The sequence below is a fragment of the Collinsella sp. LCP21S3_D3 genome (genome assembly GCF_052118305.1).
Taxonomy (GTDB): Bacteria; Actinomycetota; Coriobacteriia; order Coriobacteriales; family Coriobacteriaceae; genus Collinsella.
Genome location: NZ_JBQKHK010000002.1, coordinates 60,298 through 85,483, shown reverse-complemented (window position 1 = coordinate 85,483; position 25,186 = coordinate 60,298). Strand labels below are relative to the sequence as shown.

General features: G+C 59.8%; 22 protein-coding genes and 1 tRNA gene. 3 read left to right on the top strand and 20 right to left on the bottom strand.

The window, feature by feature from the left end:
• Positions 1-449 precede the first annotated feature (449 nt).
• The 7 genes from ACTQ1S_RS01480 to bilR all read right to left on the bottom strand — a co-directional run bounded on the left by ACTQ1S_RS01480 (position 450) and on the right by bilR (position 9,261).
• The gene (locus ACTQ1S_RS01480) at positions 450-791 is read right to left on the bottom strand and encodes a 4Fe-4S dicluster domain-containing protein (protein ID WP_441546897.1); all 342 of its coding nucleotides are present in this window, start codon (positions 789-791) and stop codon (positions 450-452) included.
• A 7-nt stretch (positions 792-798) separates the two neighbouring features.
• Positions 799-1,887 (bottom strand): hydrogenase large subunit, encoded by a 1,089-nt coding sequence (locus ACTQ1S_RS01475; RefSeq protein WP_441546896.1) that lies wholly within the window; start codon positions 1,885-1,887, stop codon positions 799-801.
• A 5-nt stretch (positions 1,888-1,892) separates the two neighbouring features.
• Complete coding sequence (locus tag ACTQ1S_RS01470; RefSeq protein WP_441546895.1) at positions 1,893-2,606, bottom strand: NADH-quinone oxidoreductase subunit C; 714 nt, start codon at positions 2,604-2,606, stop codon at positions 1,893-1,895.
• Positions 2,606-3,199 carry an NADH-quinone oxidoreductase subunit B family protein gene (locus tag ACTQ1S_RS01465; protein ID WP_154516632.1) on the bottom strand — a complete coding sequence of 198 codons (594 nt, stop codon included), beginning with the start codon at positions 3,197-3,199 and terminating at the stop codon, positions 2,606-2,608. Before ACTQ1S_RS01465 ends, ACTQ1S_RS01470 begins: the two co-directional genes overlap by 1 nt.
• 12 nt (positions 3,200-3,211) lie before the next feature.
• On the bottom strand, positions 3,212-6,094 hold the full coding sequence (locus ACTQ1S_RS01460) for a proton-conducting transporter transmembrane domain-containing protein (RefSeq protein WP_441546894.1): 2,883 nt from the start codon (positions 6,092-6,094) through the stop codon (positions 3,212-3,214).
• A 286-nt stretch (positions 6,095-6,380) separates the two neighbouring features.
• Complete coding sequence (locus ACTQ1S_RS01455; RefSeq protein WP_229770663.1) at positions 6,381-6,776, bottom strand: helix-turn-helix domain-containing protein; 396 nt, start codon at positions 6,774-6,776, stop codon at positions 6,381-6,383.
• Positions 6,777-7,230: 454 nt separating this feature from the next.
• Positions 7,231-9,261, bottom strand: coding sequence for a bilirubin reductase, long form (gene bilR, locus ACTQ1S_RS01450; RefSeq protein ID WP_441546893.1), 2,031 nt, complete (start codon positions 9,259-9,261; stop codon positions 7,231-7,233).
• 829 nt (positions 9,262-10,090) lie between these two features.
• Between bilR and ACTQ1S_RS01445 the strand changes: the two genes are divergently transcribed.
• Positions 10,091-11,758, top strand: coding sequence for an RNA-binding domain-containing protein (locus ACTQ1S_RS01445; protein WP_441546892.1), 1,668 nt, complete (start codon positions 10,091-10,093; stop codon positions 11,756-11,758).
• A gap of 240 nt (positions 11,759-11,998) precedes the next feature.
• Here the strand turns inward: ACTQ1S_RS01445 and ACTQ1S_RS01440 are convergent, their stop codons facing one another.
• The 5 genes from ACTQ1S_RS01440 to ACTQ1S_RS01420 all read right to left on the bottom strand — a co-directional run bounded on the left by ACTQ1S_RS01440 (position 11,999) and on the right by ACTQ1S_RS01420 (position 15,058).
• Complete coding sequence (locus tag ACTQ1S_RS01440) at positions 11,999-12,931, bottom strand: DUF4268 domain-containing protein (protein ID WP_441041498.1); 933 nt, start codon at positions 12,929-12,931, stop codon at positions 11,999-12,001.
• A complete protein-coding gene (locus ACTQ1S_RS01435; RefSeq protein ID WP_441546891.1) occupies positions 12,918-13,625 on the bottom strand; it encodes a hypothetical protein in 708 nt (235 codons plus the stop codon). The genes ACTQ1S_RS01440 and ACTQ1S_RS01435 overlap by 14 nt, the downstream gene beginning before the upstream one ends.
• Before the next feature lie 15 nt (positions 13,626-13,640).
• A complete protein-coding gene (locus tag ACTQ1S_RS01430; protein WP_441546890.1) occupies positions 13,641-14,564 on the bottom strand; it encodes an exonuclease domain-containing protein in 924 nt (307 codons plus the stop codon).
• A 15-nt stretch (positions 14,565-14,579) separates the two neighbouring features.
• Entirely contained in the window at positions 14,580-14,762 is a 183-nt protein-coding gene (locus ACTQ1S_RS01425; RefSeq protein WP_441068278.1) for a hypothetical protein, read from the bottom strand.
• Positions 14,763-14,981: 219 nt separating this feature from the next.
• Positions 14,982-15,058, bottom strand: a tRNA-Met gene (locus tag ACTQ1S_RS01420).
• A gap of 197 nt (positions 15,059-15,255) precedes the next feature.
• On the opposite strand from ACTQ1S_RS01420, the gene ACTQ1S_RS01415 reads away from it, so the two are divergent.
• Positions 15,256-16,029: a type III pantothenate kinase gene (locus tag ACTQ1S_RS01415; RefSeq protein ID WP_427718022.1), complete on the top strand. Its 774-nt coding sequence runs from the start codon at positions 15,256-15,258 to the stop codon at positions 16,027-16,029.
• A 205-nt stretch (positions 16,030-16,234) separates the two neighbouring features.
• On the opposite strand, the gene ACTQ1S_RS01410 is transcribed toward ACTQ1S_RS01415, so the two are convergent.
• The 7 genes from ACTQ1S_RS01410 to ACTQ1S_RS01380 all read right to left on the bottom strand — a co-directional run bounded on the left by ACTQ1S_RS01410 (position 16,235) and on the right by ACTQ1S_RS01380 (position 22,978).
• A complete protein-coding gene (locus tag ACTQ1S_RS01410) occupies positions 16,235-16,744 on the bottom strand; it encodes an ATP-grasp domain-containing protein (protein WP_441546889.1) in 510 nt (169 codons plus the stop codon).
• A gap of 40 nt (positions 16,745-16,784) precedes the next feature.
• Positions 16,785-16,949: a hypothetical protein gene (locus ACTQ1S_RS01405; protein ID WP_441546888.1), complete on the bottom strand. Its 165-nt coding sequence runs from the start codon at positions 16,947-16,949 to the stop codon at positions 16,785-16,787.
• A 26-nt stretch (positions 16,950-16,975) separates the two neighbouring features.
• Entirely contained in the window at positions 16,976-18,082 is a 1,107-nt protein-coding gene (locus tag ACTQ1S_RS01400) for a serpin family protein (protein WP_441546887.1), read from the bottom strand.
• Between the two features lie 159 nt (positions 18,083-18,241).
• Positions 18,242-19,438, bottom strand: a complete 1,197-nt coding sequence (locus ACTQ1S_RS01395; protein ID WP_441546886.1) for an ATP-binding protein — start codon at positions 19,436-19,438, stop codon at positions 18,242-18,244.
• A gap of 263 nt (positions 19,439-19,701) precedes the next feature.
• Positions 19,702-20,403, bottom strand: coding sequence for a hypothetical protein (locus ACTQ1S_RS01390; RefSeq protein ID WP_441546885.1), 702 nt, complete (start codon positions 20,401-20,403; stop codon positions 19,702-19,704).
• Positions 20,404-22,131, bottom strand: a complete 1,728-nt coding sequence (folP, locus tag ACTQ1S_RS01385) for a dihydropteroate synthase (protein ID WP_441546884.1) — start codon at positions 22,129-22,131, stop codon at positions 20,404-20,406.
• Between the two features lie 94 nt (positions 22,132-22,225).
• Complete coding sequence (locus ACTQ1S_RS01380) at positions 22,226-22,978, bottom strand: NAD-dependent protein deacylase (RefSeq protein WP_441546883.1); 753 nt, start codon at positions 22,976-22,978, stop codon at positions 22,226-22,228.
• A gap of 136 nt (positions 22,979-23,114) precedes the next feature.
• On the opposite strand from ACTQ1S_RS01380, the gene ACTQ1S_RS01375 reads away from it, so the two are divergent.
• A complete protein-coding gene (locus tag ACTQ1S_RS01375; protein ID WP_154516667.1) occupies positions 23,115-23,933 on the top strand; it encodes an exodeoxyribonuclease III in 819 nt (272 codons plus the stop codon).
• Between the two features lie 535 nt (positions 23,934-24,468).
• Here ACTQ1S_RS01375 and ACTQ1S_RS01370 read toward each other — a convergent pair.
• The gene (locus ACTQ1S_RS01370) at positions 24,469-25,182 is read right to left on the bottom strand and encodes a DUF6580 family putative transport protein (protein ID WP_441546882.1); all 714 of its coding nucleotides are present in this window, start codon (positions 25,180-25,182) and stop codon (positions 24,469-24,471) included.
• Positions 25,183-25,186: the final 4 nt, after the last annotated feature.

Sequence of the window (25,186 nt, the reverse complement as noted above, 5' to 3'; positions counted from 1 at the left end):
ACCATAACCGCGTTTCATGAAAAACCACAGGAGTTTTACCTGCGGTTTTTATTTCGCATTATTTGCCATGGTTGAGGGCGACGGCTTAAACGTAGTAGATAGGCCCATTTCGTGGCAGACGGGTCACGAGGCAGCCCTCGCAAGGCCAAAATGGTCCGTTTTCCTCCGTCCACGGGAGATCAAAGGCTGTTACGGATATGGTGCCATTTCAAAACCATGCCGGATTACGGAGCTAAAGTCGGGACCCTCATCCATACCTTCATTTTTTGGAAAACGGCAGGCTGTCTACCTGCGGTTTTGTTTTTGCAATTTTCTGTATGGTCGGAGGTTCGCTATCCAGCCCCGTAAACCGGCATAGTTTTGTTAACGGCAGCCTAGCCGCGCGTTCACGCGCGGGGCCGGCGGGGCATTTTTGCCCCACCGGCCCCTATTCCAGCTCTATTCCAGTGCTACTCCGGCTTGGTTTCTACCGTGGGAGTCTTGTTCGCCGCAACCGGAGTACGGGCGGTGTCCATAGTCAGGCAGTGCTTGGGGCAGCTCTCGATGCACTCGCCGCACACCACGCAAGCGTACGGATCGATCGACCAGGTACCACCCTTGCGATCGACCGCAAGCGCGCCCGCCGGGCAGCGACGCGCGCACATACCGCAGCAGATGCACACGTCCATATCGTTGATGATATGCCCGCGCAGGCGCTCGGGCACCGTCAGCTCCTCCTGCGGATAGCACACCGTGACCGGTTGCTTGACCATAGAGCCCAAGGCCGTCTTGGCAAATGTCATCAAACTCATGCCGCGCCTACCTTTCCGTGCAACTAATGCAGGGGTCGATGGTCAGGATAATCATGGGCACGTTGGCAATGAGCACGCCCTGCAGTGCATGCGTCAGGCCCGCCAGGTTTTGCGACGTCGGCGTGCGCACACGGAAACGGTCCAAATTCTTGGTGCCGTTACCGCGCACATAGTAGTACGCCTCGCCGCGCGGTTGCTCAATCACAACCTCGCCGCGTGCGCCATCGGCCGGCGTAAGCTTGGTGCGTCCGCCGATGCCGTCGTGCGGAATCTTGCCCACAAGCTCCTTAATGATGTCCATGGCCTGCGTGACCTCGGCACAGCGCACCTGGCAGCGGGCATAGCAGTCGCCATCGGTGGCAACGATGGGCTCAAACGCAGCCAGGTCCGCATAGGCACCGTCGCCAAACATGCGCACGTCGTAGTCCACGCCCGAGGCGCGCCCAAACGGACCGACCATCGAAAGCTCCAGCGCGTCTTTCTTGCTGATCACGCCCACGCCATGCAGGCGCTCGCCGCAGCTGTTGTCGTCCAAAAACGTATGCACCAGGGCCTCGTAGTCGGGGCGCATGGCATCGAGCGTCTGGACAATGCCCGCCAGCTCGGAGTCCTCGATATCGTGCTTAAGGCCGCCGATCTCGTTAATCGACAGAATCACGCGACCGCCACACGTGCTCTCAAAGATCTTGAGAATCTGCTCGCGCAGGGTCCACGAACGATAGAACAGCGCCTCGAAGCCAAAGGCATCGGCGAGCAGGCCCAGCCACAGCAGGTGCGAGTGAATGCGCGAAAGCTCGTGCAAAATGGTGCGAATATACCGCACGCGGCCAGGCACCTCGATATCGAGCATGCGCTCGCAGGCGCTGGCATAGCCGCAGCTGTGACCCACGGCGCAAATGCCGCAGATGCGCTCGGCGATGTAGCCAAACTGGTGCATGTCACGCTTTTCGGTGAGCTTCTCGAGTCCGCGGTGCACAAAGCCGATCTGCGGAATTGCCTCGATAACGCGGTCGTCCTCAAGCACCAGGTCCAGGTGAAGCGGCTCGGGCAGCACCGGGTGCTGCGGGCCAAACGGAATAACGGAGCGATGTGCCATGGACCTTACGCCTCCTTTTTCTGCTTATCGCGGGCGGCTTTGGCGGCAAGCGCCGCGCGAACCTTGGCCGCTTTCTCGGGATCCATGGCGGCGAGCTTTGCCTCCATCTCGGCAGCCTTGAGCGCGGCCTTGGCGGCAGCCTCGTCATGCTGAGCATCGGAGCCGGCAGCCGCAGCGGGCTGAGCGACGGCAGCGCCCGCGGCATCGCCGACGCTCGCAGCGCCCTCCCCTGCAGCAGCCGCGGCGGCCTTCTCGGCCGCGGCCTTGCGCGCCTTGGCCTCGGCGGCGGCACGGACCTTCATGGCCTTCTCGCGCGCAGCCTTAACCTCGGGCGTGATGACGCTCATGGGCTCGGCAGTCGAGACCTGGTAGAAAAAGCCCTTAAAGTCAATCTGCATGTCGGTAATGGCAAGCCCAAACAGGTCGTGTGCCTCATTTTCAAACGGGAACACCGCAGGGTAGTACGAGCTGATGGATGGAATCTCCTGGTACCGGTCGATACCATCGACTACCAGGTTCTCAATCGCATAGCTGCCGTCCTGCGCGATCTGCTCCTGGGCAGCACGAACGTTGATGAACGTATAGACCAAGCGATACGTGCCGTCGTCCACATTGCGCTCAGCGTGCATCTGTACAAAGCGGGCACCGGCACCCTTGAGCGCCTGGACATGCGACAGCAGCGCATCGAGCTCGACGGTGGTATAGATTGCCTTTTGCATTACTCGGCCCCCCTTGCAGCGGCGGACGCGGCGGGCGTCCCAGCAGGTGCGTCGCCAGCGGCGGGCGCGTCGCCGGCCTCAGCCGGGGCCACAAATCCGTCCTCGCCCAGCTCAACACCACCATCCCAGGTAGCGGCACCGCCCACGGTAAGCGGGTCGCCGCCGGCGCGCATCACGGCCTCCTTCTGGTCCAGGATGCCGCACGCCTCCACAATGGCGTCGATCACCGTCTCGGGGCGAATGGCGCATCCGGGCGCGTACACGTCCACGGGAATCGCGCGGTCCACGCCACCGATCACGTTGTACGCATCGCGGAACACGCCGCCCGAGCACGCGCAGATGCCGCACGCCACCACACACTTGGGCTCGAGCATCTGGTTGTAAATCTGGCGCACGACGGGCAAGTTCTGGGCGTTGACCGACCCCGTCACCAAAAAGATGTCCGCATGTTTGGGGTTGCCGGTGTTGACCACGCCAAAGCGCTCCGCATCGAACAGCGGCGTGAGCGAGGCCAGCACCTCGATATCGCATCCGTTGCAGCTCGAGCCGTCGTAATGAATAACCCACGGCGAGCGCGACATTTTATGATCCATGGATGCCGCCTCCTAAATAAACACGTCGACGAGGATGGGCATAAGGTTGAGCAGGCCAAACACCAGCGCCACACCCCAGCCGAGCTTAAAGCAGCTGCGCCAGGTGCTACGGGCGAAGGTGTTATCGATCAGTACCTCGACAAAATACGTCATGACCATAACGACCAGGGCGACGACCCAGCTCACCGGGTTGTCCCAAACAAAGAACATGCCCACCCACATCAAAAACAGCACGGTCTCGCACCAGTGCATAAGGGTCATCTTGGCCAGCGTGCCGCCGCTCATCTCGGTGGCGACGCCCTGGACGATCTCCTGATGCGCGTGATGCGAGTACGAAAGGTCAAACGGCGACTTGCGCAGTTTGATGGTAAGCACCGCGAGCAGCGCGAGGAAAATGGGCACGCTGTACACGATGATGGGGGCCGACTGCCCCGTCACGGCGATGGAATCGAAGCTGTCGGTGGCAAGGTACAGGCCCACACTCATCAGCAAAACGGCGGGCTCGTAACTCATGACCTGCAGCAGCTCGCGGTCGGCTCCGACCTGGGCAAACGGGCTTTGCGTCGAGGCGGACGCCAGCACCACAAAGATCGCAGCGAGGGTAACCATAAAGGCGCATAACAGTGTGTTGGAACCCGACACAAAGATGCCGCCGCCCACCACGGTAAAGATGAGCGCGCACGCCATGTAGGTATCGTCCACGGTGTTTACGCTGGCAGGGGCTTTGCGCAGGAGCTTGGCTACATCGTAGAACGGTTGCAGCAGACGCGGTCCCACGCGGCCCTGCATGCGGGCGGACAGCTTGCGGTCGATGCCGTCGATCAGACCACCAACCAAAGGCGCCAGCAGGGCAAACGCCACGGTGCCTATAAAGATGCCCACGACGCCCGAGCCTTCGAAATACTTGCCGCGCAGCACCGAGGGCTCGCCCATGGCGAGCGTATCGGGACCAATCCATACGCAGCATAGCAGCGCGAACAGGATGATGCTGCAGCACACGATGCTGCCCGCGGGGCCAATGCGATTCTCGCCAAGGGCATCCTCCAGGTACCAATTGCGCTTTTCGGCCTTCACCTCGTGTCCCATCGAGCCGCGGAAATGACGGTAATTGTCGGTTCCCACACCCGAAAGATATACGTTTACGTGCGGTTTGTCGCTCACGCGGAATGAAGTTAGCAGCACCACGGCGATAAAAGCCACGATAACCACCATTAGATACATGGCATCCTTGCCAATAACATACGGCACGCGGCCAAACACCATGGCCAAGTAAGGCGACACCAGACCGCTCGAGATAATCGGGAACGCTACACAGCATAGAATCAGCAGCGCGGCGATAGTGTTGAGCGCTATCCATTCGGTCTTATGGACATTGCCCTCCACGTTTTCGGCCGTAGAATCCACGCCCGAGAGCTTGGCGAGCCACTTGCCCCAGAAGAAGAACGTCGCGGCCGAGCCAAAGGCCAGCACCATGATCATGAGCACATTGCCGGTCTGCGCAAACGCCACCAGGGCGCCCCACTTAGACACGAGCATGCCAAACGGCGCCACGAACATGCCCATGATGCCCAGCATCATCAGGCGCGTCAGGTGCGGCATGCGACTGAACATGCCGTCCATGTCCTCGATATTGCGGCTGCCGATATGATGCTCGGCCGTGCCCACGCACAGGAACAGCAGCGACTTTGCCACCGTATGGAACAAGATCAAGAAGATGGCGGCCCACACGGCCTCGGGCGCGCCGACACCCAGGCAGGCACTGATGAGGCCCAGGTTGGAAATGGTGGAGTACGCGAGCACACGCTTGGCATTGCTCTGCGAGACGGCCATGAGGGCGGCGAGCAAAAACGTGATGGCGCCCACGCTCGTGACCATAATGCCGGTCACGGGATAGGTGGCGTACAGCGGGCTCAGCTTGACCATCAAAAACACGCCGGCCTTGACCATGGTGGACGAGTGCAGCAGGGCGCTCGTGGGCGTGGGGGCGACCATGGCGCCGAGCAGCCAGGTGTGGAACGGCATCTGTGCGGCCTTGGTAAGCGCGGCGATCGACAGCAAGACGACCGGCAGCACCAGCAGCGCGGATTGCGCGGTTCCGGCGCCGGAAAGCTCGATCATGCCCGAGATGGTCAGCGGTACGCCGTTGACGTGCAGGAACATAAGGCCCGCCAAAAACGCGATGCCGCCCAGCATGTTGAGGATGATCTGGGTAAAGGCGTTTTTGATAGCCTCGGGCGTGCGCGTATAGCCAATCATAAGAAACGAGCACACGGTGGTGATTTCCCAGCCGCAGAACAGCCACTCCAGGTTGTCGCTCGTCACGATGACGAACATGGCCGAAAGGAACAGGAACATAAGCGCCAGGAACTGCGGGCGTCGGTCGGGCGCGGTCTGCCCACGCAGCGCGGCCTCGTGCTCATCGTGCGCCTGGAAGTCCTTCATGTAGCCCAGGGCATACACGCAGATCAGGCTGCCGACAATGCCAACGGCGAGCACCATGATCACGCTCATATAGTCCAGGTAGAGCGGCGTGGCGGTGACGACCTCGGCCGTGGGCAGCGTCATGGCAGCGAAGGCAACCGAACCCACCAGCTGCACCACGCCGAGCACACCGGTAAGCGCGTTCCTATATTTGAACGCGTTGTACAGGATGACGGCGCACAGAATTACGTCGATGACGGAGCTGATGATCGAGAGCACATGCGAGGTGCCGGGGGCAACCTCAAAGCCCTGCGGACCCGTGCCAAAAAATAAGACGGCAACTACAACGGTCACCGCCATAATAATGCCGGAGCCTACAAGCCCTACCGCATCGCGGGCTCGGTCACTGCGCGCGAGCAGCATGCCCATCGCCGGTACCAGCGGAAACAGGGTAAGGAAATACAGTAGCGTCATACCATCACTCCCCCATGCAAAAACGCTGCAATTATTTAACGTTATAGCTCAAATTGGGAGTTCAGGCGGCAGGTTTTCGGTCAACTGGGGAGTTTTAGGTGTATGGGGTAAGGACATGTCCGCTTTGGAGTAGAGAGGCAACGCTCCCCCTCTCGTAGCGGCGGGCGCACGGGCCACTGCGCGCGGTTTATTGACCACTTTGAAGGATGTCCCGATAGACTCGCGGCGGTCCAAAAAGTTGGCGCGGCAAGAAAAATGCGCCCCTGCGGACGCACCATCCCGTTCGCTATTCCGCCTTTTTAACGCGCGGTTTACGACCCCGCGGCTTATCGACCAAGGCGGCCTCGCCACCGTCGCGATACTGTCGGCACCAAGCTTTAACCGAAGACTCGCTGGGGATCTTGTGCTTGACCATGACCTCACGCACCGTCAGACCATGTTCCAAGCGGTCCTTAACCACGGCAAGCTTAACGTCAAACGAGTATGTGTGGTGATGAGAGCCCGCATTGAGAACGGCGTCGGCGCCGCCCACGGCATACGCACGGGCCCACTGACGGGCTGTGGCCTGGGGGATGCCAAGCTCTGCGGCGAGCGCGCGATGGCCGACCCCTTCTTGGAGGATCTCGACAGCGCGCTGCCTAATCTCGGGCGCATGCGTGCGAGTCCTTGTTGTTTCTGACATACCTGCCACTTCTACTTCTTAGCCTTAAACGTTAAATTGCTTTCTTACGTGCAAGTTAGATAGTAGCATTTTACCGTTTGCTCAAAGCAGTTAATTAAAATAGACGCGGCGCTATCTGGGAATTTGACACCAATTTACGATATTTCTTTATTGATTATTTACGCTGGTAACTAGCTCGCAGCTAATCGTCATTCGCTTGCCAGCAACATTGGCATCTCTTTATGTCCTTTGGAATAGAGGATATGATTATTAACCCCTCCTCCAATAATTTTGAGCAGCCTGCAAGGCAGTAGACGCCTCACTCCCCATGATTAGCGCGCATTGCCGTCCACCGGGGCAAAACAAAAAGGGCGGGACCTGCTGCGCTTGCAGGCCCCGCCCCGATTGACACCCGATGGGACGCGGCCGGGCGAGACAGATCCGTGCTACCGCCCCGCCTGGCCGCGATGTTCAACTACAGCTCGTTGGCCGCGTGATATGCCGTGCGAATGGCGTTCGCAATGTCGGCGGTGCGCTCGCCCGAGCAGTCGCCCACACAGGTCACGGGCACCGTAACGCCATCCAAGTCAAACGCGTTGGCCTTGGAACCGACGGCCATCACCACGTAATCGCAGGCGATCTTCACCGGCTCCTCGGCGCCGTCATCGGCAGTGCGCACGGCCTCCACGCCCTCGTCGGTAATGGCGGTCAGACGGGTCTTCACGTGCTGCTCCACGTTGTGCTCTGCAAAGTCGCTCATAATCAGCGGCAGAATGGTCTCGGACTCGCCTGCGGCAATCTTGTCGAGCATCTCCACGATCGCCACTTCGCAGCCGTGCTGCAGCAGGTACTCGGCAGTCTCGGTGCCCACCAGGCCACCGCCAATGACGGCGACGCGGCCCGTAAGCTCCACTTTGCCGGCCAGCACGTCCCAGCTCGAGACGACCTTCTTAGAATCGGCACCCGGAACGGGGATGACCACGTCGTGCGCGCCCACAGCCACAATCGCGGCGTCGGCGGCGTTGAGGTCCTCAGTGGTAGCGACGTGGTTGAGCTCAACCTTCACGCCCAGGCCGGGCAGAATCTTCTCGTAATAATCGACGGAGCGCATAATCTCGTCCTTGCGCGGGGGCGCGGCCGCCAGCACAATCTGGCCGCCCAAGTGATCGCTCGCCTCGTAGACGGTCACGTCGTAGCCGCGCTTGGCCGCCACGCGTGCGGCCTCCAGACCGGCAATACCGCCGCCCACAACGGCGATCTTCTTGTCGCCCTCGCCCGGCTTAATGGCGATGGTAGCCTCGTCGCCGTTCTCGGCATTGAGCACACACGAGATGTACCTGCGGTTTTGAATCGCATCGACGCAGCCCTTGTTGCAGTTGAGGCACTCGCGGATGGGTTCGCCCGTGGCGGCCTTCAGCGCAATGTCGGGGTCGCACATGAGCGAGCGGCCATAGGCGATGATATCGGCTGCGCCGTCTTCCAGGATCTTCTCGCCAGCCTCGACCGAGACAACACGGCCCACAGTTGCCACCGGCACGGAGACCAGGGCCTTGACGCGCTCGGCCACGGGCAGCGTCCAGTTGTAGGGCATGGCGCCCATGGACGGAATGGTGTCGCCCATATTGCCGGTGTGGTTGGCTTGTGCAACCTGGATCATATCGATGCCCGCGCCCTCGAGCAGCTTGGCGAACTCGCAGGCCTCATCGGGCTGCAGGCCGCCCTTGCCACGCGGCGTGCCGTCGGGGTTCTCCATGATCACGGGGAGCTTATACTCCACCATCAGCTGCGGCGCGGCTTCCTTGATGGCAGCGACGACCTCCAGCGCGTAGCGAACGCGGTTCTCAAACGAGCCACCGTACTCGTCGGTGCGCTTGTTGAGGATCGCGGAGCACAGCGAACCCACCAGGCGGTCGCCGTGGACCTCGATGGCGTCGATGCCGGCCTGCTGCGCGCGAGCGGCCGAGGCAGCGATGGCCTCCTTGATCTGGGCGAGCTGCTCTACGCTCGCCTCGTTCACAAAGTGCTGCATGTCGTGGTGCAGCTTGGCGTATGCCTGCTTGCGGATCTCGTTGGACTCGGCCATCTTGGCGGCAAAGGTCTCCTCGTCGCCGGCGGCCTTGGCCTCCTGCGCGGCTTTGGCTGCAGCCATGGAGCCCATGACCATGCGGCCGACACCGGGCACATCGTACTCGGGGTGGAACAGCTGCAGCGCGACCTTGGCACCGTGCTTGTGGACGGCGTCGGCCAGTGCCTTAAACGTGGGGATCTGGGCGTCGGTCGCCAGCTTGGGCGTGGGGCTTGCGGTCATGACGGGAGCGACGTCGCCGATGACGATGTAGCCCACGCCGCCACGGGCCAGGCGCTCGTAAAAAGCCAGGCTGCGCTCGCCGATGGAACCGTCGCGCTCCTCATAGCCGGTGGTCAGCGGCGGGAACATAATGCGGTTCTTGAGCTCAAGGGGGCCAACCGTAATGGGCTGGAGCAGCTTGGACGCAGGTGCGGTCATGGACATTCCTCTCTTGTAGACGCGGCGGCGATGGTGCCGCGTAGTTGTTTAGAGGATATGGCATGGGGGTACAGCGGCACAACGAAAATCGGCGGATAGCAGGCAGCGGCAGGCGGATGGGGCGGGGTGGCCCGTCGATTTGTCTCAATCTGTAACAGCTACCCAGCAAAACCGGGTCTTACTGTTACAGATCGAGATATTCCTCTCGACCCATCCTCAACAATCTAAATCTGTAACAGCTAGACCCACTTTTGACCCCTACCTGTTACAGATCAAGACAATAGAAACCATCCCAACAAAACGTCTCGATCTGTAACATCTATCGACCAAAACCGGCCCTAGGCGTTACAGATCGAGACAAACCAAACCGGGCTTCCGAATAATCTTGATCTGTAACAATTAGACGACAAAAATCGCTCCTCGTGTTACAGATTTAGACAAACGGAGGCTGGCGTGCTGGTTTGTCTCGATTTGTAACGGCCAGACGTCCAAATCGGGTCCATCTGTTACAGATCAAGATATTGTTTGAGAAGCTGCGGACCGTACCGAAAACACGATCCCGGAATAACAAAAAAGCTCGTCGGCTAGGCCGACGAGCTGCAAGTTCTTGGTCGCGGGGGCAGGATTTGAACCTACGACCTCCGGGTTACGGATATGGCGGGCCGTCAAACAGCGATTGGACTAAAGCCGGGCCTTCCACAGTATTTAGTCCTATAAACAGTCCAACATCTTTATTTCTAGTCGTTAGATTGGACTAAAATGACTTTGATTTCGGTATTTAGTCGTATCTTACGACTAAATATCAGCCACGAGACCGTTAGGAGCGATCTTGTACTACAGCGATCACGACGTCCTTGAACTCATCGCCCGTATCGAGAAGCCCTACGAGAGCGAGGTTATCGAGCTCAAGGAAGCGAAAAACGACTTCAGTTTCAAGAATCTCGGGAAGTACTTCTCCGCCCTGAGTAACGAAGCGGTCCTGCGCGGGAAACAAGACGCCTGGCTCATCTTCGGTATGGACAACGACAAGGTCGCATGCGGAACCGCTTACCGAGAAGGAAATCCGGCCAACCTTAGATCCCTTAAAAAGGAGATTGCGGACCGCGCGAACAACCACCTCACCCTGAGAGAGATCCATGAACTCAGGATTGACGGCAAACGCGTCCTCGCGTTTCAAATCCCCGCCGCAACGCCGGGCATGCCAACGGCGTTCAACAATGCGGCATGGGCGCGCGAGGGCGAATCACTCGGGCCACTCCCCATCGATAAGTACGAGCAGATACGCCAAATGCGGAGGCCGGACTGGAGTGCCCTCGAAATCGAAGAAGCAACCTTCGAGGACCTCGACCCCGAAGCCGTGAAGAAAGCGGTGGGGCTCTTTCTCTCCAAGCACCGACGGCATTCCGGGGCGTTCGCGGACATGGATGACCGCACGATTCTCGACATGGCAAACCTAACCAGAAACGGCAAGATCACCCCGACGACACTCATCCTGCTCGGAAGGCCGGAATCCACCCGCTTGCTCGATGGGATGAGCCCGCGCATCACCTGGACTCTCTATGCCTCCAATGGATCGGTAACCTCTTACGAGCACTTCAAACCACCCTTCCTTCTCGCGATTGACCAGGTACTCGGGAAAATCCGCAACGAGAAGTACCGGTTCAACGCAAATGGCGCGAGTCTGTTTCCCTTTGAGGCTGACCAGTACGAACCCGAGATCATCAGAGAGCTCCTGAACAACTGTATCGCCCATCAAGACTATTCCATGCAGGGGCGAATCAACGTCGAGGAATTCGAGGATCACCTCGTTTTCCTAAACGAAGGGTCCTTCATTCCGGAGACAATCGAAAATGCGATGCGGCCGGGTTTTAAGCCAAGCTACTACCGCAACCCCTTCCTTTCCGAGGCGATGGTGCAGATGGACATGATCGACACCATCGCCATGGGAATCCCCAAAGTATTCCAGATGCAGAGAAAGCGATACTTCCCCCTACCCACCTACGACCTTTCGAATCCAACCCGCGTGCGCGTAAGTGTCTACGGTAAGACCATCAATGAGAGCTACAGCAGGCTACTCTATGCTAAGCCGGACCTTCCGATGGACGTCGTCTACCTTTTGGACAAGGTTCAAAAAGGCGAGGAAATCACGAACGAGGAGGCCTCAGAGCTGCATCGACTCAAGCTTATCGAAGGCAGGTACCCCCATATCTCCATCACGAACGCCCTTGCCTCGAAGACGGGACAGGAGGTGTCTTACACGCGCAGCAAAGGCCTCAATGAAGAGGCCTGCAAGGCGCTTGTCATTCAGATGCTCTCAGAAACGGGGCCCGCACCACGTGCGAAAATCACCGCCCTCATCAACGATCTTCTCCCCTCGGGCCTTACCGACGCGCAAAAGGCCAAGAAGGTATCGAACCTTCTAGCGAAAATGAAGAAGGTGGACAAGACCATCGATAGCGACGGAACGGGAAAGACCGCAAGATGGCATGCCCTGTAACATCGTGATAGATCTTACCGTCAGATGCACGGCCCCCAACAGACCGACCGCGATGCGTCCGGGCACCTTACCGGGCGCATCGTCTAGCATCGGAATCCTTGCTCGAGATATCTATCCCCACCAGAATCTGGAAACCGCAAGCGTTGTTTTCGATGACATCCCCGCATTTTGTAGTCAGAAAACAGTCGGCTTATAGGACAAAAAGTGTGTCCAATAAGCCCAGTAATTGCCGAAGCGCTTTTAAAGTCCGATCTCCGCGATTATTTTTTTCATCTCGAGGGCCCATCCGAGCTGTTCCTCGATGTACCCCGGCCATGCGTCCTGGTGGCCCTTGATGGGGTGGCCCGCCTTGTAGAAGCGCAGTCCCGAGGCCTTTTTCGCATCGAAGGGTGCCGCCGTCAGCCCGAGGCGCTCCTCGAAGATTCCGCTGTTGGCGATGGCGCGGTGCCCGATCTCCTTGTCGTCGTCCACGTACAGCTCGATACCCGTGCGGCCCTTGTGCGTATCGATGAGCAGGGCGAGATGGTATGCCGAGACCCCCAGGCGAAGCGTCGACCAATGGTCCTTGCTGGGCTTCTGCGGGCTGAACTCCTTGAGGAACTCCGGATGGCCGCCCGCCACCTCGCGGTACGCCGTCCAGTACGCCAGCTTGACCTTTTCGGTTTCGCTGAGCCCTTCGGAGAGCTTCACGGCCTTGGTCCACTCGTTCGGCTGCTCGACCACGCCGAAGCGCGGGGCGGGCAGGGAGTCCCCGATCTTCCAGAGCTCGACCTCGACCAGGAAGAACCCGAAGTCGCTGTCGGTGTGCTGGTTGAGCCACTCGATGGCCTGGCGGTGCTCGTCGCGGGCGCGCGCCACGACCCAGATGACGACCTCTGCGCCCTTGCCGGCGGCGTACGTGATCACCTTGCCGAGGTGGTCGTGGTTGGTGTCCTCGAGCTGGTTCTCGATGATCACCTTGCGGCCCGTACCGGACTCCTGTGCGTAGATGTCCACGTTGAACGATCCGACCGAGGACTCAGTCTCTATGAGCTCGAGCTCGATTCCGACCGCCATCCCGAGGGTTGCGAGGTTCTGCTCCTCGGCCAGCCACTTGGTGAAGTCGTGGGCCTCATGCGGCCACACCTCGCGCAAGGGGACCTTCTTGATGGTGTCCAGGTTATAGGTCTTCATCCGCCGCTCTCTCGACCGATAATCCAGTGCCGTTGTAGAGCCTCTCGCCGTCAAACGAACGCAGCAGGAGCCCACGACGTTCGTCGACGTCCTTCAGCTCGCACGGATACACGAATAGCAAAATGTTTTGCCGGTACTTGTAGTCAGCGTAGACATCCGGATCGCCCAATCGCGTAGGTATGGACGCGATATCGTCCGCCATACGATCACTTGACCCCACGTATATTCCGAGATAGTCGCTGAAGTTCTTATCGTGGTCATGCCTGCGGTATGTCGCGATGAGATAGCAGCCGGGCATATCGTAGCCGTTGAACGCAGCCTCGGAGGCTTTGCCCTGCTGGCAGATGAACTCGTGCAGGGGCATCACCGTCGACGCGCCTTCAAATATTGATTGCCTCGCGGCATCGATCTTCTTGCGAGCCTCCGCAGCGGCCCTTGAGTCCTGGAACGCCTTCGTGGCATCCCCCAACGCGCCGGCTGCCGCGCCGACGCCTTCCGCCGCAGCACCAAATCCCTTGCCGATGCCGTCGACAACAACACGTGCGCCGTTGGTTGCCCCGTCGGCAGCGCTTTTCACGGCCCCATCGACATCGAAACCGAGCTGCTTTGCCCCATCGACAACCCCGGCGGCAGCAGCCAAAACCCCTGCCGCAAGATTCACCGTGTCTTTTACGGTTTTCAAATTGACGGCCATATCGAGCCTTCCCTTCTATTCCGCCTTGCCAAATCGGTTCATGACCTCAAGTAACTCGCCCGTTGTGACGATTTTTGCCTGCGAGTTGCCGTTGAAAACTGCGTCGAGCTTGCTTCGTCCCACATTGTCGCCTATTGCGAGGTACTTCGTGCTCTGCGCGGGTTTGCCATCGGTCGCTTTCATCCCGCATTCCTTAAGTGCGGCAAGGATCTCATCGCGATTGTAGCCCGGAGTAACGCCGGATACCTTCACCTTGAGTCCGACCGGATCGGTGATTTCGCCCGGATCGCCCCTGTGGCCCGCCTCCTCGGCTTTCGCCAAAACCTCTTCGATGGTTTCCTGCGACCCGTTCACCAGTCCCAAGCCCGTGAAAACACGCTTGCGGCCATGATGGGAGGAAGCATTCGGGGCCCAAACGGCAGGCTCGAGCGCACCGAACTCGCCGACCAGCCTATGGAAAATCTCAAGGCACGCCTCGGCGTCGCACATGGCATCGTGGTGGCTATCAAGATGCACTCCGTAATGCTCGCAGAGATCGACAAGCGCTCCCGGCAGACCATTCTGCTTCGCCACCAGCATCGTATCGACCACTTCGATCTCGGGCATTTCGATGTCGTAGGCAGCCAGACTCTTCTTGATGTGGTGGATGTCGGCGCCGTTGGCGTTATGCGCGACCAGGATGTAGTCTCGCAGCAAATCCGCCAGACCGGCATCCTCCCAGAAGTGGACAAAGGTCGGCATGTCGTCCAGTGAGTCCCAATCGATTTCCAGATGAGACCTGCTCCACCAACCAATCTCGCTCTCAGGATTGATCACCCGGCAAACCGGGTCGCCCACGCAGTTTCCCTCAAGATCCGTGAGGATGTAGGCGACCTGGCATATCCTCTGCTGGGGATTCGCCGTCTCGCTGTCCCAGAAGATATATCCCTTTTTCGCCATACGGCTTCCTTTCCCTTAAAACAAACTGTTATCCCATTCGAGTGCCCGGGCTATCGTCCCGACGCGGGAAAAGAACAGCGCGTTGAAGGAGTCGTTCTTGAGATAGTAAATGCAGGCCGCCTCGTACTTGTCGCCCTTCTCCTTGGTCGTTGCCGACCCATTGACGATAGAATCAAGGGCATCGTAGACGGTCTTCATATAGCGACTCCCTTGTTGTTATTCAGACGTCACTATTTTAGCTAAGGACCGCCGGAACTCCTCCCAATTGGAGTTTATCGGTCGATAAGTCAAGCCGACCGGCCCGCGATTATCAATGGTTTATCTGTTTCACATAATAAATTGACTCAGGATTCACCCGCAAGGTAACCCGATAAAGAAAAAGCTCGGAAGCAATTTTGCTTCCGAGCTGCAAGTTCTTGGTCGCGGGGGCAGGATTTGAACCTACGACCTCCGGGTTATGAGCCCGGCGAGCTACCAGACTGCTCCACCCCGCAATGTCTGGGCGCCTCATGTGCGCAAGAAAGAATATTACTCGGGAGTTCGGTGGACGGCAAGGAAACTCTCGTAGAGCATAATTCCTTCATATTTAAAACCCCTCAGCCCATATCACCGTAAACGAATCGCAGCCGAGCGCCGTCGACAGCACGTATACAATGGTGCGCGTCCTTTTATGCCGAAACCGGGAGTAGACATGCTGCTCGCTATCGATATGGGAAACACGCAGACGGCCATGGGCCTGTTTGACGGAGACGAGCTGGTGCAGTCGTGGCGCATGCCCACCGACCGCTCCTATACCGCCGACGAGATCCACGTGCGCCTGATGGGTTTTTTTAAGATGTACGGCCTTTCGCTCGACGCGGTCGATGCTATCGCCTTTGCGGGCGTGGTGCCGCAGCTCTCGCGTGAATGGCATGCCGTGGCCGACCGCATTGCCGCAGACGCCATCGTCATTGGGCCGCAGACGGCCGCCGTGACCAAGCTGCGCGCGGCGCGTCCCCAGGCCGTAGGTGCCGACCGCGTTGCCAACGCCGTTGCGGCCGAGACTTTCTACGGCGCGCCGGCAATCGTGGTGGACTTTGGCACCGCAACCAATATCGACGTCATCGATGAGGACGGTTATTACATTGGCGGAGCGATCGCGCCGGGCATCCGCATCTCCATGGATGCACTTGCCGCCCGCGCCGCCAAGCTCGCCAGCGTGCCGCTCGAGGCGCCCGAGCACGCCATCGGCCGCGATACCGAGGAGTGCATCAAGGTCGGCGCCGTGGTGGGCACCGCCGCTATGGCCGAAGGCCTGGTCGCGCGCATGAAGCGCGAGCTGGGCCGCGAGGATGCCACCGTTATCGCCACGGGAGGCCTCGCCGGCATCGTCGCCGATTCGACCGATGCCTTCGACGTGGTCGATGGACAGCTCACCATTAAGGGTATCTGCGAAATCTACCGCCGCATGCAGGAGCTGGGGTAAGACAGGGACCGGAGCCAAGCGTGAGCACTGTCTTAACCCCTCGGTTTCTCTGACGCACGGACTAGGTGACTCTAGTTCTCCAACCCCTCCGTGAGCCAGATCAAGCGACTACGTTTCATCAAAAACAGAAAGACCGACACAAATGCGACAGCGTCGCTTTCGTGTCGCGACGCCGCCCCCTCGGCAAACGCGGCGTAGTGTTGCACTAGGTCCGAATGCCAGACGCACAAGCCCGGCCTCCGTCCGCATCCCGCCTTTCGAGGGCATCCGCAAGCACTTGATAGTAGATAGCCGGATCCTGCGCCGCAGCGAGGCCCGACACCTGCCCGTCGCCGGTCTCCACCACAATCCAGGTTCCATCCACTCGCTCCGCAAAGTCCACGGTGTAGTAGGGGCTCCCAAGATTTGAGCACGCCAGTACAAGCTCCTCGGGCGGCTTCGCAACATTGGTCGGCTGATTTGAATTCCGGCATACGGTGAGGAGATTCCCGTCGAGATAGAAAGCTCTCCATTCATTCGTTGCACCACCGTAGCGGGCCAGATCAACGTACTCTTTGCAGACAATACCGACCGTGAAAAGGTCCCCGCGGAGCTTGACGAACTCTTTAACAATCCCGCCCATGCGCTCCTGGCTCACGGGAGCGCGAAAGCTAACGGGAAACCTCGTCCCTTTGACCGACTTTACATAGTCCTTGACCATAAACTCCGTGAACATGCGGTTGATTACCCCCGCATCAGTCCGATGGCCTAGAAAATCAGAGCGCAAGCTCTCCACGCTCCTCGAACAGTTCCAGATCGAAAAGCCCCACGTCAAGACGCCCCTCAGCACACGCAGACTCATATTCGATGCGCATCGACCCATCTGGAGCTATCTTTTCAAAATAGTCAGCTGGAAAGAGTACGTTGGCAACCCTTGGCATAGCAGCCCCCTTCGCAAACCTCAACCTCACCTTTCTTGCACGTCCACCGACGGCAGCGCGACGCTTGCCACAAAGAGCGGTACGCCGGTGCGAGACACGAGCGCTGCATAGAAAGGCCTGTCAAGCGTTATCTTGCGCGGCTCTGGCGGGTTCTCCGGCGGAAGGCCCGCGACAGCGACCATCACCGTGTACGCGCCGGCCTCTACGCCGTTCTCATCGACAGCGAAATTCGCGCCATGGACAATCTGCGTTGGAGTCCCCTCTACCCCCACCATAGGTGTAAGCTCCATCGCAGTTGCCGTAGAGATGCCGGCGGCCTTTAGCAGCGAGCAGACGTCCGAGAGCGTCGACTCGCATTCAAAGCGAGGAATCCCCAGGTCGACGGGCTCCCATTCTCCCTCGCCTTGGGACAGACGCTCGAATAGCCCAAGCGCGTCATCAACATGATCATCCTCGCCGCTCGGAAGAACAAAACACACGCCGGCATCGGAGCTGAGCGGCAACAAGAAGGCAACCCTGCCGCTCTCGACGATCACCGCACAATCGCGCTTGCCACGCATAAACGCTGCTTGAACATCGCCGTTCTTTGCATGGAAGGTCTCAACTTTGGTCGATTCGCCGTCAAACGGATCCGCCCATGCATCCTTCATGTAAAGCGCGCTCACAAGACAGGCAAGAGCCACTGGTGATAACTCGATGCTTGGCGACAACAGGCCGTGAGTTTGTTCGGCTACCCAATCGGTCACCCGTTGGCTAACGCGCGGATCGGCCAAGTCATCGATTGACACACGCACGCTGCATTTGTCGCACTCGTGCAGAAACGCCTCCGATGGGCTCGCGGACCTGGAAAGCCAAGCTGCCGTTGCCGTGCTCGCATCATAACCGTCATAGCCCCAGTTCCGCTCCAGCTCGATGCCGAAGGGATCACGCTCGCTAAACATGTCGCCATCGCCCAGGAGCATGTCGAGCTCCCGACATGTGGCGCCCGAGGCACCCTTTCGTACAATCGTCAACAAGCTCGCGACGCACGCAGGCGACCAAACCCCGTTCTTGCCTTGAGCGAGTATTTTCTCGGATAGGGATTTTGCAACCCTCCATGCCTGTGGACACGCCGAATTTGCTTTGTCAGCCATAGTCTGCTCCCATCGTTAGGACATAAACTATTATTTCGCACGGCGCGGACACAAATCTCGCACCGGAAAGGCAGCCCAATGGCTTTCTAAGAGGCTCAAAGCCTTTCTATTCCTCAAAAACGAAAATTTTTCAGTTTTGAGGAATAGGCTCGATGCACGCTACGCCTCGCCGCACAGCCACCTCGCCAGGTCCACGATCTGCACTCCGTCGCGGTCCGTGGCCTCGTGATGCGTGCGGGCGAGAATCATCTTGGGGTACGCGTCGCCAATGCTCAGCAGTGGTGAAATCTCGCGTTCAAATGTCTTATCCGAGCTGATGTCGTCGCTCACCTGAATGTAGAGCTTCTCGCTTCGCTTGATTGCTACAAAGTCAATTTCCTTTTTATAGAGTACGCCGACGTATACCTCATATCCGCGGCGCAGCAGCTCGATGGCCACTATGTTCTCGTACACGCGACCCCAGTCCATATCGCGTGTACCGAGCAGCGCGTATTTGAACGCGTGGTCCGCCAGGTAATACTTCTCGCCGCTCTTAAGGTATTTCTTGCCGCGAATGTCGTATCGGCGAACTTTATAGAAGGCAAACGCATCGCACAGGTACCCCATGTACGCACCGACCGTCTTGTTCGTAATCTTTAGTCCATCCGCATTTAATGCATCGGTAATGTTGCGTGCCGACGTAATGTTGGAAACGTTGTCCATCATGTAATCGGCAATGCGCAGCAGCGCCGATTCGTTTCTCACGTTATGCCGTTGCACGATATCTCTCACAATGAGCGTCTTAAAGACGTTGGAGAGATATTGATAGCGCTGCTCCTGCAGTGGATAAGGGTAAGAGCCAGACATACCGCCGGTTCTCGCATACTCATCGAAGCCACGGTCGACCTCGCCCTCGTCGCCATAGAGACGATACTCCTCAAACGAGAATGGGAAAACCTCGATCTCGAACGTGCGCCCCGTAAAGAGCGTCGACAGATCGCTCGACAGCAAAAAGGCATTCGATCCGGTAATGAAGATGTCATAATGCTCGGATGCGTGAAGGCTGTTGATCGCACGCTCAAAACCTTCGCACATCTGAACCTCATCGATAAGCAGAAAGTTTTGTTTGCCGGGCACCCGATGATCTTTTACATAAGCGAGCAACGCGTGATACTCGAGCAGGTTCTCGAACTCATCGAGGTTGTAGTTGATATGGATGACATTCGAATTAGGCAGATTTGCCTCCACGTAATCGCGGAGGGCCTCGAGCAATTTTGATTTACCGCTGCGGCGGATGCCCGTGATGACCTTGATATCCGGCACGCCAATAAGACTCGTCAACGTGTCCATATATGACGCTCTATTGATGAGTTTCATCGGGGCCTCCTCGCGGTCCTTTATCTCTATTCCTCAAAAACGAAAATTTTTCAGTTTTGAGGAATAGGCTCTATAGCGAATATACCTCGCGAAAGGCCGAGCTGCCTTAATCCTATTCCTCAAAAACGAAAAATTTTCAGTTTCGAGGAATAGGGCCGCGATGCCACCCTGTAGTCGCGCAAAGACCCTCCCCGGCAGAGGCAGTTCACTCTGCCGGGGAGGGTCTTGTTGTCATCATTATCTTTGAGCGCGGACATCTCGCGTTACAGCCCGCGAATCCGTACGGCCTCGGGCGGAAACTCCTGCTCGCCGGAATCGGTCTTGATGGTCGCGCGACCCCAGATGTCCAGGCCCGCAAACACACCGACCGCAAGCGGCAAGCCGTTGGGCGACACCGCCGCAACCTGGCGGCCCAGCAGCGGCACCATGTCGAAGTACTCGCCCAGCACGGGAGCCAGCGGGCCGGCGGCGCCCTGCGGCGTGTTGGCGACAACCGCCCAGGCGTCCACGCGGGTCAACACGGCGGTAGCCAGCGCTTCGACCAGCGCTTCATCGGTCACATCCACGCCAAGTTCGCCCAGCGCCGCGCGCTCAATATCCACCGTCACGGCACCGAACATACCCGCGGCACCGGCGCCACCGTTGGCGGCGACGCGTGCAAACGACGTCTCAAACGCGGGCGCGCCGCACACAATATCGCTCGGCCACTGAATGCCCACCTTACCGGCAAGACCCAGCCCCGACGTCGATGCCGTTCCCGCGAGCGCGTCCATCATGCCCATCGCCGCCACAAACGGCAGGCCATGGAAGGCGTGCATATTCACATCCGGGCGCACGACCAGCGAAAACGTCAACGACGCCTCGCCCACGCTCCAAGCGCACCAGCCCGCGGGCGCACCCTCGCGACCCGCGTCGCGCGCGGCGTCAAGCTCGGCACCGACGGCTACAGTGTTCATCTCAATCATCTACATACGCCCCAATTCGCCCACGATATGGCCCACGCGATCCTCGGGCTCCTTGACCTCGACGCCGTTGTAGCGGAAGAACCGCGCCGGGTCGTGCATCAGGTCCTCAAGCGGCACCAGCACAAAGTCGCGTTCGCCAATGAGCGGATGCGGCAGGCGCAGCTTTTTGCCGCCATGGGTCTCGCCATCCATCCACAGCAGGTCCAGGTCGATGGTGCGTGGGCCGTTGACCTTGGCCTTCTTGGATCGGTCGCGCCCCAGCTCGGCCTCGATCTTCATAAGCTCGTCGAGCAGAACCAGCGGCGCCAGCTCGGTCTTGATCTCGATGACAGCGTTGGCAAACGCGTCCTGGCGCGTCTCGTAGGCCGGCTCGCTCTCGTAGATGCGCGAGCAGTTGGACACACAGGTGAGCGGAATCTCGGCGATCATGTCGCGCGCGGCGCGGATGTTGTCGCAACGATGCCCCAGGTTGGAGCCCACGGCCACAAACGCGCGACGCGGCTGCGGCTTGGAAACAGCCCAGTAGCCGTTCAGGAACTGCGCAAAGCCGGTGACATCGTGCACGCGCACGATGTTGGCACCGGCCTGGATAGCGCCCAGGCACACGCCAAATGTGGCGGCATCGCGCTCGGCGGCCTCGGTCACGCCCGAGACGGCGCCCACAAAGCGCTTGCGCGACACGGCGCACATGAGCGGATAGCCCAGCGACGCCATCTTGGCGGTCTCGCGCTGGATGACGATGTCTTCGTTGGCCGTCTTGCCAAAACCCGGACCCGGATCGATGCAGATACGGTCGCGTGACACACCGGCGTGGATGAGCGCGCGGGCCTGATCGGACAGAAAGCCCATGACGCGGCGCATGATGGGCGCCGAATCGGGCAGGGTAAAGCGGCGGAGCTGCGAGGTGGGCACATAAGCCTCCTCGCGGCGGGCGCTGCGGCGCATCATGGCGGCCAAGTGATCGCTGGGCTCCGGCGCGGGCTCAGGGGTCGCGGCGGCCTCGGCGGCAGGGGCAACCTGCTCGGCGGCCGGCGTCTCCTGCTTCTGCTCGCCCGTTGGCTCGGGCGCTGGCTCCGGATCGCCAAACGGCAGCGAGGGATGCACCACGCCACCCGGCAGTTTGGCCTCCGTCTTGGGCTCGCCCAGCAGCTTGCCGCGACGACGGCGAGCGGGCTTCTCGGCCTCGCGCGCGGCCTCGGCAGCCGCCTCGCGCGCCTTCTCGGCAACAAACGCCGCGGCAGAGGTATCGAGCTGCACCGTTGCATGCGTGCGGGCGGGCGCGGCGACCTCGCCGGCGTGCATCACGATGACGCCGCAGGTGCTCGTCGCGACAAACTCGACCATCTTGGGGTCGGTGAATCCCGTCACGTCGTTGACGATCGAGGCGCCGCAGCGCACGGCCGCCTTGGCAACCGCCACGTGACGTGTGTCGATCGAGACGATGGCGCCCTCTTTGGCCAACGCACGCACAACGGGCAGCACGCGGCGAGCCTCCTCGTCGGGGTTGACCGGGGTAAAACCGGGGCGCGTGGACTCGCCGCCCACGTCGATGATGTCGGCACCGGCGTCGAGCATCGCCAGGCCGTACTCGATGGCGGCATCCGGGTCGAAATGCTCCCCGCCGTCGCTAAACGAATCGGGCGTCACGTTGAGGACGCCCATGATGCGCGGACGGTCAAAGCTGAGCTCGTACTTTCCGCACCGCCATGTCTTGCTGTCGTTCGCCATGAACATCCTCCTAAAATGCCCGCGCCGCCACGCTCGGGCGCAGGCGGCGGGGTCGCTTTGCAATTAGTCTTTCTATTGTATCCGCGCGCGCGGGCTAGAACGCAAACGCGGCAGCGATGTCGCAAGAAATCAGCAGGTCGGCATTTGCATCCTGATCGGTGGGAGCAAGATTGCATATGGCCAGCGTATCGCCGATAAAGTATCGCGTAAGACCCGCCGCCGGATACACCACGAGCGAGGTCCCGCCCACAATGAGGGCATCGGCCGCGGCAATGGCGGCAACGGCGTCGGTCAGCACATGCTCGTCGAGCGGCTCCTCGTAGAGCACCACATCGGGCTTAATGCGCCCGCCGCACGCGGGGCACACGGGCACACCCGCGGCGTCCTCGTGCCCGCGGGCACAAATCCACTCGGCGCTATAGACCGCGCCGCACGACTGGCAAATGTTGCGATGGACCGATCCGTGCAGCTCGAACACGCGCTGCGAGCCCGCCATCTGATGCAGGCCGTCGATGTTTTGCGTCACCACGTCATTTAGTTTGCCGGCACGCTCCAGCTCGGCCAGCTTGGTGTGGCAGCGGTTGGGCTTGGCGCCAAGTGAGATCATCTTGGTGCGGTAGAAGTCGAAGAACTCGGCCGGATGCGCCTCGTAAAAGCTATGCGAGAGCATGGTCTCGGGAGGGTAGGCAAACTGTTGGTGATATAGGCCGTCCACGCTGCGGAAATCGGGGATGCCACTCGCCGTGGAAACGCCGGCGCCGCCAAAGAAGACCACACGCTTGTGGGTACCAAACAGCTCCGCCAGTGCGGCGGAGGCCCGCTCGGGATCCGATATCGCCTGCGTCATATGAGTCCTCCGTCCTTGTTGGTCGGGCAGCGTCGGGCGACATCCCAGCATGCGGCCTTTGAGTCAGCACGCGCGGAGCCCACCACCGCCCCTTTTGCGCTAATCTTAAGCCTGCAAACCCCGTCGAAAGGACACCATGCCTCAGACTTACACTTTCGCCTCGTGGAACGTCAACGGTCTGCGCGCCGTGCTCAAAAAGGACCCGAGCTTTATCCAGATCGCACAGGAGCTCAATGTCGATATCCTGGCGCTGCAAGAGACCAAGCTGCAGGAGGGCCAGGCCGATATCGACCTGCCCGGTTATCACCAAACCTGGAGCTACGCCGAGCGTAAAGGCTATTCGGGCACTGCGGTCTTTAGCCGCCAGGAACCGCTGCGCGTGCTGCGCGCCGATGCGCTGCTGCCTTACGCCGGCGAGGGCGCGGCAGCCGAGCTCGTGGCGCAGGCCGCGACCGAGGGCCGCGTCTGCGCGCTCGAGTTCGACAAGTTTTGGTTTGTGGACGTCTATACGCCCAACGCCCAAAATGAGCTCGCGCGCATCGATGTGCGCATGGCCTGGGACGATGCCTATCGCGGCTTTTTGGCGGGACTCGAGCGCGAGACCGGCAAGCCCGTGGTGACCTGCGGCGACTTTAACGTCGCGCACGAGGAGATCGACCTCAAGAACCCCAAGTCCAACCGCGGCAACGCAGGCTTTTCGGACGAGGAGCGCGGCAAGTTTACCGAGCTACTCGACGCCGGGTTTACCGATACCTGGCGCGCGGCAAATCCCGACGTCGAGGGCGTCTACAGCTGGTGGAGCTACCGCTTTAATGCCCGCAAGAACAACGCGGGCTGGCGCATCGATTACTTCCTGGTGAGCGACGCCATCGCCGGCAACGTGCGCGACACCGGCATCCGCGGCGACATCTTTGGCAGCGACCACTGCCCCGTCACCCTCACCCTAGAGCTCTAGCACCAGCCGACCCCTCGGGGACGAAGCAAAGCGGATCATGTTCACCTCGCGAGGGAATCCACGCGGCACACCCGCCACGAAACTGCCCCATCTACTACGTTTAAACCACTACCCTCAACCACAGCGAACAACGCAAAAAGAAAACCGCAGGTAGAAAGCCTGCGGTTTTTCATAAAGCGCGGTCATGGTCGGGGGTATCAAGCTAAACGTAGTAGATGGGCCAGTTTCGTGGCAAGCGCCGTCAACTGATTCCCTGGGGACGTCTGGGGGCGGAAGAAAACGGATCGATTTGGCTCTCTGAGGGCCACGACGCCCGTCATATCAGCCGGCCATTTTAAAACTATGCCGGTTTACGGGGCTGAATCGCAAATCCCCAACCAAACGCAATTCAAGCAAAATAAAACCGCAGGTAGACGGCTCGTCTTTTTTCGGGAAAAGCCGGTATGGTCTGCCTGTGCCAATCTAGCCCCGTAAACCGACATAGTTTTAAAATGGCACTTCGACAGTATTGATTCTCGCCCCGGCGCAACCGCCACTACAGCCCGTATTTCACGAGGACACGGTTAATGCGACGACACCAAGGTTTGTAGAGAGCGGCCAAGAACACGCAGGTCGCAAGGCCGTGTGTGATATCGAACGGTACCGCCGTGGCAAGACGCGCCACGGCGCCCGCCCACGTGAGCGGTTGCACAAAACCGATGATGTCGTAGGCGTTAATCACGGCGCCATAGAGCAGGCCCGACGCAAAGCCGTACGCCATCAGCGCCGGCATGCGCACGGTTCCATCGGCACGGTCGAACGCACCCGCATGCGCCAGCGCGCCGCCAACATAGCCGACCAGACCCCAGGCATACATCTGCCACGGCGTCCACATGCCCTGCCCAAAAAAGAAATTGCTGGTCAGCGTCGCCAGCGCACCGACCATAAAGCCGTTACGACGACCGAGCGTCGCCCCGGCGATAATGGCGATGGCGCTCACGGGTTTAAAGTCGGGAATGGGGCCAAACAAGATACGCCCCGCCGCGGCCAACGCCGCCAGAACCAGCGTGGGCATAATCTGGCGCAGGCCCGGTCGCGACGCCTCGTAGCCCGCAAAGAACAGCGCGAGCACCAGCGCCACCACGACAAGCATGGCAAGCGCCGCCTGCTCAACGCCTGCCAGCAACGCCGCGGCCATTACCACTGGCACCGCCAGCAGCAGTGGGATCTCCAGTTTTGCGAGTAGGCGCAAGACGCGATAATCCGCCATCCCA